Here is a 10,568-nt window from a genome sequence, read left to right as displayed (position 1 = left end):
ACGTTCTCGAACGTCCACGCGCCTGCCCCCGGGCCGGCGCGGTAACGCTGGCGTCTGCGGCGGGAATCGTTAGCGTGAGCCCTTAGCCGCGCCCCTCCATTCGGCCCTGGATTGTTACGCAGGCCGGTTCGCGCGAATTTCCAAAGTCACTCCCGCGCCTTGGTCACGCGTGATGAAGTAAGTGAAGCCAGTTCGATCCGGCAACCTGCCCCGCATCCACGGGCTCAATCCCAACGTCGCTTCGTCCGCCTCCCCCATGTCCAGATCGGGAACCGTAAACCCGAGATGAAACACGCCTTCACCATGTGTGTCGAGAAATGCGCGCTGCGCGCTCGCTCCCGGGCCCGGCTCGCACAGCTGCAACTGGATATTCTCCAGGTTGCAGAAGCGACACCTCAGACCCATGAAGGCATCCACATTCCAGCTCGGGGCGAAACGCCTCCAGTGAAGGGAAATCGACCCAAGGTGCGACACCCAACGATTCGTAATAGTGCATGTGCAGTATGGTCCCGTGCACGCATTGCGCGGCATCGACCTCCAGGTGCGAGAGGGCGAGATCGTGACACTGATGCTCGACGAGCCTTCGCTCGGCCTCGCCCCGATCTATATCCGCAAGATCTTCGAGATCATTCACGAGATCAACCGGAAGGATGGCGTGTCAATCCTGCTCGTCGAACAGAACGCCCACCACGCCTTGCGCCTCGCGCACCGAGGCTATGTGCTGCAGCATGGAAATGTTGCTGGCTCCGAAGCGACCGGCCATCGCTTCCCGCATCTGCCGAGCACGAGCGACTTCAGTCCCCCGCGAAGGTGCCATCATCGGAAGCCGCGTGACGTCGAGCGCGAACTGGCTGGACTCCGTGCAGACCGCAGAGCCAACTCGCACGCATCGTCTTCCACGGTGAAGTCCATCACCTGCACGGCAGGCTGCCGCTCCTGACGATGGTGCATGCTTCAACGTCCGAAGTGGCGCAACGTTTGAACCAGCATTCGGTGAAGGCTGTCGACGGCCTTCGAACTTTGCGAGGCCCTGCTGCGGTAAACAGTAACCTCCGGCCCAACGGAGGCAAGCCAAGTCGACGCTGGCAGGACACGACACTCAGTGCCGGTGGCTGCTTGCGCGCGCGCGGCGGTAGTGTTCGCCGAGCACGTCGCGCCCCCAGTCACCCTCGAAATCGCGCCACACGCTGTGGATGTGGTTGCCGCCCGAGTTGTCCCATTCGATCAGAAAGCGCGCGCCCTGGATGCGCCAGTAGTGCGGCTGGCCGCGCTCGGTGGCGCCGGCCCATCCGAAGCGGATGCCTTCCAGGCCGCCCGCATGCACGCGTTCCAGTCGCTGCTGCGCCAACGACGATTCGGCCACCGAAGCCAGCGACTCGATGATGCGCAGCAGCAAGGCCTGCTGCGCTGCGTCCATGGCGCTGAAGGCCGCGCCCACAGGTGCCAATGAGTCCAGCTGGGCGGCATTGCGCGTGACTATGTCACCGAACGGCCGGGCACTGAAGATGGCCTGCTGGCGCTGCGCCGGCGAGAGAGCAGCCAGCAGCGTAAAGGCGCGGTCTTCCTCCTCGCCCAGCGCTCGCTGGCCCTTGCGCGGGCCCTTGTCGGTGATGTCGCGCGGCACCTGCGCCGGATTGGCACCCAAAAACTGCGGCAGCGTGGCCACCACCTGGCCGTCGGCCAGCGTGAAGTGCAGCGAGAGATGGTGCCCTTCAATACGCCAGCCCCAGGGCGAAGTGGCGTCCGGCGTGCCGAACAATGCGATGGCGTAGTTCTCCGGGTCGCGCGCAGGGCCGAAGGTTTCGATCTCGCGCAGCGCGATCTCCAGGGCGATGATGGCCTGCACCTTGACCAGCCCTGGCTCCGACAAGGCCGCGGCCAGCAACTGTTGCGCTGCCTGGCGCTGCGCGTCCTCCATGGTCCTGAACGCCATACCGGGCCGGCTACGCGGCGTGTAGTTCCAATCGCCACGCGCCTCGAGCGTGAATGGCAGCATCAGCTCCGGCCGCTGCCGCGCCGACGTCGCCTCCAGCAGCGCCCGCGCCGCAGCCGTCATCGCCTGCGCCGCGCGGCTGGTGTCGGCCGCGGCGGCGGCAGGAGGCGCCACGGCGAGCAAGGTCCAGCAGGCCATCCAGGCGGAGAGAGTGCGCAGCAGCATGTTAGTCTTTCTGCGTGAGATGACCAAGAAACGGGTGCAAGAATGCCTGAGTTGGGGAGGCGAGTCGAGTGGCGGGTCATGGCACTTGCGATGGCACAAAAGGTGGGGGCGGCGGCGAGGATCCGATATGCAGTGGAAGCGGTTGTCGGCTGGCACCTATTCGGATTCGCCCAGGGCTACGGCCACATGCCGCCCTTTGTTCCAAGCAGATCTCTGGCTTACCCGTGGCTACGGGTCAAGTCTTCCGCGAAGCCCGAAGTGCTCGCCAAGCTCCAGTGCACCGTTGACCTCGATGCTCAGGCACGACCCTTTGCTGTCCTTCGGTCTCGAATGTTCGGTCATGCGTCATGAGGCACGTCCTGCGGCATCGCAACCGCGCGCAGCACCTGCATCGGCCCTATTGCATGGACGCGGTCCAGTTCCTCTTGCGAACGCAAGAACAATGAGCCAGCGAAGCCGAGCCCGTTCACGGAGATCGATTCGAAGCATGCGCGCGAACGCGGCACGACGAGCATCCAGCCTCGGCGAATCAGCAAGTTGTAAGGTGCCGACTGAACTTCGCCCTCTTCGGTGGCAACAGCAGAAATGCCGCACCGATGAAGCAACTCGCGATAGAGGGCATGCAACTCGGGAGCGGTCGCTTGCGGCGCTAGAAGTGCGAACGCATGCCTGAACGGCAGCCGCGAGCCGCTGGCGAGCACTCGCTCCATCGGTACTTCGTCCGGGCTTTCGCGTGAGAGCGGGAGCGGCACAAGTTGCAGGTGCTTGTGCCGTTGGCTGGCCCCGGCTTCGACGCCCCCGTTGTAGAAGCCGAGCCCATCGACCTCGCTCAAGCAAGTGATGAACGCCGCGAAATCCTCAACAGTAAGGAGGCGCTCCTGGCGTTCGAAGCTGCGGGTGACGAGTAGCACATGGCCGGCAAGCAGTTGGAACTTGTTCAGCAGAACGTAGTGCGAAGGCGCGAGGTCGCCTACGAACAGAGAAGAGTCGTAGTCGCCGAGCGGATCCCCGGTCGCCGCGACATGGCGCGCCTTGTCCTTGAGCGCGAGGCTCGAAACCGTGCGCAAGACGAACCGGGCGCCATCGCTGTCGAGGACGATGGTTTGAGTCTCGATCGGCTGCAGGGCACCGTCTGCCAGGGCACGCCGCATTGCATTTTGGACGATGAACAGCGAAAACACGCCGTCATTCTCGACCCGTTCGGGGCAACTGGGAACGACCACGCGGGACCCAGTGGTATCGGTCTCCGCGCGAAGCCGGAGGACGCCTTTGCAGAGCATGTGGATTGCGGTTTGCTGGCGCAACGCCTGTCCAGTTGAACGTGTCGATCGAGTCTTCACGACCCGATAGCCGATGGTCGAGAACACAGATTCGACGCCGGAGAGCGGACTTCGATCGATGGTGGACTCGGCATCAGTGCCAATGCCGGCATCCAAGGCGGATGGAAACCACATCGATCCCCCGTTCCAGAAGCGGGCATTGACTACAAGGTTCTGAACGTCCGCAGCCCAGGAAGCGCACGCCCGCGATTGCCACCTCGTCGCAGTCAAGGAAGTGAACGCCATGCTCTTTCGCTTGGCGGCGCATCTCCGCTTCTTCCTGGTCCAGCACGGATTCGGAGTACTCATGATTTCCAGCAATCTGCACCACCGGCTTGTCGTCGAAACGGGCGGGGTTTCGCAGCCAGCGTGCGACCACGCGACCAGGCGCAACGATGTCGCCCGCCAGGATGGCCACGTCGTAGTCCAGATCCTTCGGTACCTCGAAGGTCTCGAACTCTGCGTGCAGGTCAGAGAGGATCAACAGTTTGATATTTGATCAATGCGCATCGTCCGTGGCCGCAGCCAGGAAGAGAGCGATAGGCGTTCCTTGTTTGAGGGCCACACGCGGTGCTACGCCCTCCAGCGTAGGCGCTGGCGTCTCGAGGAAGTCGAAGATCTGCCAGGGATCTTCGTGCCCAGAGATTGCCCGATGAGYTGAATCGATGACCAGGCGGATGGCTCGAATTGCCATCGGGGCAACTTCAGCGTTCCGTCTGAACCAGCAAGCCCAATGCATCGGCCGTCACTGATCCACGCCGCCATCGTCGAAGCATCCACCCCCATGAGCGAAGCGGCCTCGACGACTGTGATCATGTCTGCTGCCCGCAAGCGCTCGCGCCGGTACCTTTGGCCCTCGCGAAGCAAGGCCGCCGGTCTCAGCGGCCGTGGCGTAGAGACAAAGGCGGATGGTTTTGCGATCCTCATCGGTGAGATGGGGGCGTGGCGGGTCTTTCTGGGTTTGGGTCATCTCGGGTCCTCTTCACGCGTTCGGTGCGCTGCAGTTCCACTACGAGTCCAGGATTGAACGCAACGTTTTCAATGGCGCACATCAAACCTCGACCACGAGCGCCGGATCGAACTGCACGTTCTCCGGTGGCCGGCTCGAAAACAGGTAGCCTCGCGGGTTCGACACCACCCGACAGTTGCCGACGAGGTAGTCGAAGCTCGTGTGCGTGTGCCCGTGGACCCAAAGCGCCGGCACCTTGAAGAACTCATCAGGTAGTTCGCTGACGAAGGCCCCGGAGCACCAGTCATCGGCGTACTGCGCAGCCAGAGACTGCCTGTGCGGCGCGTGGTGCGTCACCACGACAGTGGGGCCGTCGAAAGATTCCGCCAGTTTCGTGGCCAGCCACTGCCGTTGGGCCTGGTGAAGCGCGAGCGTGTCCTCGGGCGTGAGGAGTCGATGGTTCCGCTCGCCTCCTGGGTCGAGGAGGTAGCGGCCAGTAGCGCCGACAAGTTCCTGGGCRGACGCCTCGGTGCGGATGACGCGGTAGTCCGACAACCTGCGTCGAGAGGTCCCAAGCGACCGAGGCACATGCGAGTAGGGTCCGATGTGCGAGTCGATACGCAGGGCGAAGTCAGTCCACAGCGTGCAACCAAGGAAGCGCACACCATCGACCACGATCTGGCCGCAGTCCAGAGCGTGGACCTTCGAGCCCTCGGCAGCCCGCTGCATTTCGGCGGAGACCAGCTGGAGGACGCCGCCATAGAACTCGTTGGTTACCCGGAACGTAAATCACTCCTTTGGCGCCAGGGAACGTCGATGGGCTCTTGGCCCAGCTGACTGCGTTCGCARCCGGCACTGCGATGTCGCCGGCGATGATCGCCACGTCGTAGCCATCAGTCGGCGGAACGAAGGGGTGCCCGAACTCGAGGTGAAGGTCGGAGAGGATCAGGACCCTCATGGGACAGGCCTTTCAAAATGAGCGCGCAAGGCCGCCTCAGCCGCATCGTCGAAGCCGACGAATGATCCGCAGACGACCAGGTGGTCCTTGTAGTCATCGAACTGCCATTCAGCATCGTCGAGTGCCACCCATGGCTCATTGACTGCGTCATGAAGCTGCAGCCAAGCGATGATCTCTCCTTCGCGATGGGCAAACGGGTGAGGGAGGCCGAACCACTTGTGCGGCGTAGCGCCGAGGATTCGGGCGCGGATGTCCTCGGAAAATGGCTTCAAAAGCGTCTTGTAGGCGAGCTTCTCGCGCCAACTCGAACTGATGACGATCCTCACGTGCGGGAACTCGCGCAACACCGCTTCGAGGCGCGGCAGGAAGCAGAAGTCCGTGCCGTCGTCAGGCAGGTGTCCCTCCCCTTCCGGGTGCAGCACGCCGTCGAAGTCGAGGAAACAAGATCATTTGGGACATCCTCCATTGAGCGGCCAAGTCAAGTGTGAATCAATGCCAACGCCGAAGGCGCGAAACGGTACTTCTGTATCCATCAGGCCCTCAGCGAAATAGTCGATGTTCCTGTGATGATGGCCGTGCACCACGAGCCCGGCCCTCATAGAGATTGCTAGATCGTCCACCACTTCAAAGTCGAAGCGATGCGCGGCGGGGCGGGTGCCTCGTGCAAAACGAGGATGTCTGCATTCAACGCGAGCATTGCCTCGTACTCATCGCGAAAGATGCTCGAACGATGCCGGCGCGAGATTCCCCCGCGCCACTTTTGCTGCGGCACCCTGCGGCGATCGATGAAACGCTGTGCTCAACCGAAGGAAATGGAGCGCTCTCCCTGGACTCGGTAGGATTCCAGATCTTGCCCCTGAAGATGCCCCCGAGACCTGCAACTCGGTAGCTGACAATCTCTACAACTCGCCCGTGCAGCAGGTTCCGGTCGGCGAGCTCCGATCCCCACAGGTTGTCGTAGTCCGCGTCCGTGACGCTGTCATGGTTGCCGTGGATGAACCAGATCTCCGTGAGCTCCCGGATCGTGCGCAGTTCGAAGTGGAGCGGCTGCCGCGCCTGAAGGTCTCCAAGCAGCACAATCGCCTCCGGACGATCGCGCTCGACTACAGCGATCACAGGTTTGAAGTCGCCGTGGCCGGCGTGAACTACCTTGTCCGGTCGTCGGACAAGATAGTTGACGCCGGCCAAGAAGATGTAGGCGCGGCGACGGTCCTCCCCTTCGAGCGAGAACATATAGGGGAAGCGGGCCTGTAGAGCAACTGGCGTGTGGTCGTGAAGCTCAACAGGCGCGCCAAGTTCTCCAGGGGGAGTCGTGAACGCCGTATCCTGGGTTTCGCTTTGCTGCTTGTTGCTGACCATTCTGGGCTCCTGGACGGAGCCGAATCGGTCAGCTCCCTAAGACTTGGAAACGAGGGTGAGGAGAGGCGATATCGCCGCTACTTCCCGCATCGAGGCGCAGGTCGACGAACCTGTGCAAATCGTCATGCGCGAGACCATACGCGCGTGGATAGCGACGCGATTGCTGGTTGCGGTTGAGCGAGTCAACATGACGAATTTGATGATCATGAGGAGGAATGTACGTTTCCATCTTAGCGGTAGCCTTGGTGAGCAAGCAACACCGGGCGTCACGAAATTCCAACAAGGCGGCAGGATGAGGGCCGCTTCTGGGCGGCCACCCAACCGCTCCCTTGAAACGAGGATTACTTTGCAAACGGGCCGGTGCACCATTGCTGTTCGCATGGCACGCCGTCGTGGTTGCCGTCCATCTGGGAGCCAGGGCAGTGCTTCAGGAAGAACTTGGCCTCACTGCATGATGTCAATTGCGCGCAGTGGGTCCGTCCGTCGCATTGGTAACGGCTCAGCGCGGGGTCGGCGCTGAAGGTCTCTTGGGAAGCCATCGCCGCAGTTGGCAAGCCGAAGGATATGCCGCTGGTACTGCGCATAGCCGAACGCTCCAATGGTCACCACGAGCACGACGCCGACAAGCGCCTTGATCGGTGAGCGTGTTCCGTCGGTGCCCCGCGGCTGCGCGCGCGGTACGTGGAGGKCTTTCCGAGCGCTAGGCGTAGGCATTCACACCTCGCAGAAATTCCTCCGCCGGGCCCTCCTGCCCGCCATGACGTCGCCGGCGCTGGCGACTTGGTAAATCTCTGGTTGATCTCTGGTAGATCAATCGACCAACTTACCGTGCGACCGCCCCGTCGCAGACTTGGTCGAGAGATGGTAGAGAGTTGGTAGAAGTCTCTACCATGTCGACGGCCACGGCCCCTCTCGTCCACCTTGCGCTCATGGGACAGATCGGCCTCGAAGCCAGTACGTCGTCGTCCTCCCCCTACTACCTGAGCGTGAAAACTGCACACGCTCGCCCTCAGGTTCCCGCCGTCGCCGATCAAGATCGTGGGCTCACCGGCCAGGAAAGCCTGCCTTCGACGGAGGACGGAGTTCAGGCGCGATTCGCGTAAGAGGTCACTTTCGTCGCCGCACCTACGGTCGCCCAGCGTGGCCCGGAGACGTATGGGGCCAATGGTCGGAATGCATCCCGCGCCGGGCATGACCACATGAAGGAGCGACAGATGGCAGCGCAAAAGGAAGCGTAGTGAGCGATCGATGAACGATGCAGCCGAGTTCTTCCGCGTGAGGGGTTTGGCGGATGAGCGGTTGCGCCGGCAGTAGAGGTGCCAGTTGCGGCGGAGCAAGCCGAAACGACAGACAAACTGGGCGCGGGTCCACGCGAAGTAGGACAGACAGTTCGATCGAGCATGCTTGTCTACCTTGACGGAGACCTTGGACCTTGCGCTGGCTTGTCTCAAGCCGGTCTCTTCCGGCGGTTGGCGACGTTCCTATCAGTTTTCGTCGCGACGTCGCCAAATCAATCTTCTCACAAAACATGGCAGCTCAACCCTAGCCTTGCTTCAAACAACTGACGGGCTCGCAGATGTGCGCGAGGTCCTGGCGATAGCTCCGGCCAGCGGGCGACCGCCCTGGTTCCGTCAGATCGATTTTGGAGCCAACTGTGACCAATTCCAAGGCCCAAGGCCGGCCCATCCGATGCCGGACGCCCAGACACCTCGAGCAGTGCCAGCGAGTACAGCCCCGACAGTGAAACACCCGCGCTCGACAACGAGTGCCCTCCTCCGCGTGTCGCGGAATTCCATGACTGCTGAAATGTGGCTGGTGAAACATTGAACGACGCGTGGCGACTTGCGAGGAACTTAACTATGCCCAGCAAACAGCGGCTGGCTGCTGGAGATTCTTCCCGTCTTGCAAGCAATCGAATCGAAGTTGGCCCGCGCAAGCCAACATCGGATGACGCTTCGGTACGTTTGTTCCTGCGCGAGCAACCGCACCTCACTTGGCTAAGCAGCAGTTCCAAGAAGAGTTCAGACGCCACAAATGAAGGCAACCATCACGGTCAACTGCTGCTTACACGGATTAGCAACAGTTGCCCGCTGGCCGGAGAACGAAAACTGAGCGCGGCTCACCGGGTGCAAAAAGCCACGCAACTGCTGCTTACCTACGTAAGCAGCAGTTGTGCGCAGAGGCTACTTTCAGCCCGTTCTCCGGAACTGTTTCCAAGACTCCTATCTGTTATCAGCCATTTGAGGGAAATCCGGGTCGGAAGAGGTCCTCCCAAATTCACTCGCGACAGAGACCAAGCTCCCTTTGGCAGATGTCCCACCCTCTTGGCCCCGCAGATGGCCCTGCCACCCAAGGCCCGTCCTTTCCAAAAATCACAACCTCRACAGGCCCCAGTCCACCAACTGGCCCCTGCAAACAAGTACCAATTCATGGAACGCAATCAGGACGAAAACCAGCCCTTCAGCGCATACGAGGGTCGCCGCAGAACTCATCCCGCGCCGCGCAGCTTCAACGCAAGAACGAATCCGGATCTCTCACAGGCAGAGGAACCAATCGAACCGCTGAGCAACTGGTACGGGACCGCCATGCAATCGGTCAATGAGAAGACCGCTGTGAACTATCGCAAGCGGTATTTCATGATGATCGACCGAGTGGCCCTGGAACTGAACAAGGACGCGGATTCGTGTCGATCGAGGAACTGATCGAGTATCTCAAGACACATCCGGCATTAGCCATCGGCACCAAGAGCGCCTATCGCGCGGCAATCGTTTGGGCTTTGAAGCAACCCGACCTTGGCTTTTCCCCAGAGATTCGGGAGCATGGCCTCAGGCTGGCTGGCGCCTACAACCCGCGCACCGACAAGTCGCAAGCGATCCAACTGCGGCGCTACCGCGAGTCCGCGCGAGCCATTCCCGAGCAGGATCTTCCCCCTCTTCTAAACGGACTCCTCTCCGCCCGACGTACACGACAGGACTTTGCTGCCAAAACGACCGCTTGGCTCATCGCAGGAATTGCCACTGGCGCCCGGCCCGGTGAATGGGAAACTGCATTCTGGCTCGACCGCGCCCGCGGCATCCTGCGGCTACCCAATTCGAAGCTCAAGCGCCACGCGCAGTTCAACTGGAGCCACATCCCTGAGCGGTTGCTCAACCGCGCCGATGCCGACCTGGCAGCGATGGCCCGCGCGGACTTGCCCAACGTCCCCGCGGTTCTTGAAGCCGCGAGGCGCCAAGCCGAACCGGTCTCAAGGAACCTGGCCTTTTTCGATCAGGCCGAGGCAATGGCGGACGCCAACAACGACGTGGCGATCGAGAAGCTGCGCCGCCTGCGTGCCTGGGAACTGCACAACGCTGGTCTCGCCTGGCGCGACATCGAGGTGCCCCACCGGCGGATCGGCGCCGTGGAGGCGCACCTCTGCAACTTGCAGCAATATCTTGCCAGCGGGGACCGGCACACGTTCGAGGGCTACTACAACGGCTGCCGCACTGCGCTGTATAAAGCCTGCGAACGCGCGTTCCCGGACGGTCGGACATACTCCCTCTATGACACGCGCTCGACGGCAGCTGCGAACATGAAGGCAACCGTCGGACCAGAGATCGCCGCGATGGTGATGGGGCATTACATGAAGCGCAAGCGCACGATCCAAACAAACTATGCCGGATCTGATCGGGCGTTTCGGGGGGCCCAACGATTCGCGCCCGGACTGGCCGATACTCAAAACCAGCGCGACCAAGCTGAGCACAGAGCAGCGGAGATTCCAGCACCAGCGGACTCAGCCGGTTCGGACGAAGCTCCCTCGACCCAAGGTACCGACGCGCCGGGATC

Annotated in this window: 10 protein-coding genes and 2 pseudogenes; 3 read left to right on the top strand and 9 right to left on the bottom strand. The window is 61.9% G+C overall.

What is annotated here, in order from left to right; all coding sequences use genetic code 11:
• Positions 1-114: 114 nt before the first annotated feature.
• On the bottom strand, positions 115-417 hold the full coding sequence (locus tag AC1DY5_RS27270) for a VOC family protein (RefSeq protein ID WP_478116462.1): 303 nt from the start codon (positions 415-417) through the stop codon (positions 115-117).
• Positions 418-520: 103 nt separating this feature from the next.
• Between AC1DY5_RS27270 and AC1DY5_RS27265 the strand changes: the two genes are divergently transcribed.
• On the top strand, positions 521-940 hold the full coding sequence (locus AC1DY5_RS27265) for a hypothetical protein (protein WP_478116460.1): 420 nt from the start codon (positions 521-523) through the stop codon (positions 938-940).
• 159 nt (positions 941-1,099) lie between these two features.
• Here the strand turns inward: AC1DY5_RS27265 and AC1DY5_RS27260 are convergent, their stop codons facing one another.
• The 8 genes and pseudogenes from AC1DY5_RS27260 to AC1DY5_RS27225 all read right to left on the bottom strand — a co-directional run bounded on the left by AC1DY5_RS27260 (position 1,100) and on the right by AC1DY5_RS27225 (position 7,282).
• Positions 1,100-2,158, bottom strand: a complete 1,059-nt coding sequence (locus AC1DY5_RS27260; RefSeq protein WP_478116458.1) for a DUF3500 domain-containing protein — start codon at positions 2,156-2,158, stop codon at positions 1,100-1,102.
• A 338-nt stretch (positions 2,159-2,496) separates the two neighbouring features.
• Positions 2,497-3,594, bottom strand: a complete 1,098-nt coding sequence (locus AC1DY5_RS27255) for an ATP adenylyltransferase family protein (protein WP_478116456.1) — start codon at positions 3,592-3,594, stop codon at positions 2,497-2,499.
• Complete coding sequence (locus AC1DY5_RS27250; protein WP_478116454.1) at positions 3,572-3,961, bottom strand: metallophosphoesterase; 390 nt, start codon at positions 3,959-3,961, stop codon at positions 3,572-3,574. Before AC1DY5_RS27250 ends, AC1DY5_RS27255 begins: the two co-directional genes overlap by 23 nt.
• Before the next feature lie 567 nt (positions 3,962-4,528).
• A complete protein-coding gene (locus tag AC1DY5_RS27245; RefSeq protein WP_478116452.1) occupies positions 4,529-5,155 on the bottom strand; it encodes a metallophosphoesterase in 627 nt (208 codons plus the stop codon).
• Between the two features lie 225 nt (positions 5,156-5,380).
• Positions 5,381-5,815: pseudogene (locus AC1DY5_RS27240) on the bottom strand (HAD domain-containing protein); the annotation flags it as partial.
• 253 nt (positions 5,816-6,068) lie between these two features.
• The gene (locus tag AC1DY5_RS27235; protein WP_478116450.1) at positions 6,069-6,743 is read right to left on the bottom strand and encodes a metallophosphoesterase family protein; all 675 of its coding nucleotides are present in this window, start codon (positions 6,741-6,743) and stop codon (positions 6,069-6,071) included.
• 28 nt (positions 6,744-6,771) lie between these two features.
• Positions 6,772-6,972, bottom strand: coding sequence for a hypothetical protein (locus AC1DY5_RS27230; protein ID WP_478116448.1), 201 nt, complete (start codon positions 6,970-6,972; stop codon positions 6,772-6,774).
• A 112-nt stretch (positions 6,973-7,084) separates the two neighbouring features.
• Entirely contained in the window at positions 7,085-7,282 is a 198-nt protein-coding gene (locus AC1DY5_RS27225) for an excalibur calcium-binding domain-containing protein (RefSeq protein WP_478116464.1), read from the bottom strand.
• A 1,890-nt stretch (positions 7,283-9,172) separates the two neighbouring features.
• On the opposite strand from AC1DY5_RS27225, the gene AC1DY5_RS27220 reads away from it, so the two are divergent.
• Both AC1DY5_RS27220 and AC1DY5_RS27215 read left to right on the top strand, forming a co-directional pair.
• Positions 9,173-9,445 carry a hypothetical protein gene (locus AC1DY5_RS27220; protein WP_478116446.1) on the top strand — a complete coding sequence of 91 codons (273 nt, stop codon included), beginning with the start codon at positions 9,173-9,175 and terminating at the stop codon, positions 9,443-9,445.
• Positions 9,427-10,568 (top strand): annotated as a pseudogene (locus tag AC1DY5_RS27215) (hypothetical protein); the annotation flags it as partial. The gene AC1DY5_RS27220 and the pseudogene AC1DY5_RS27215, both read left to right, overlap by 19 nt.

It is taken from the genome of Variovorax sp. P4_D9 (assembly GCF_056401695.1).
Note: the sequence above shows the minus strand (reverse complement) of the source record. Positions and strands in the feature narration are given on the sequence as shown.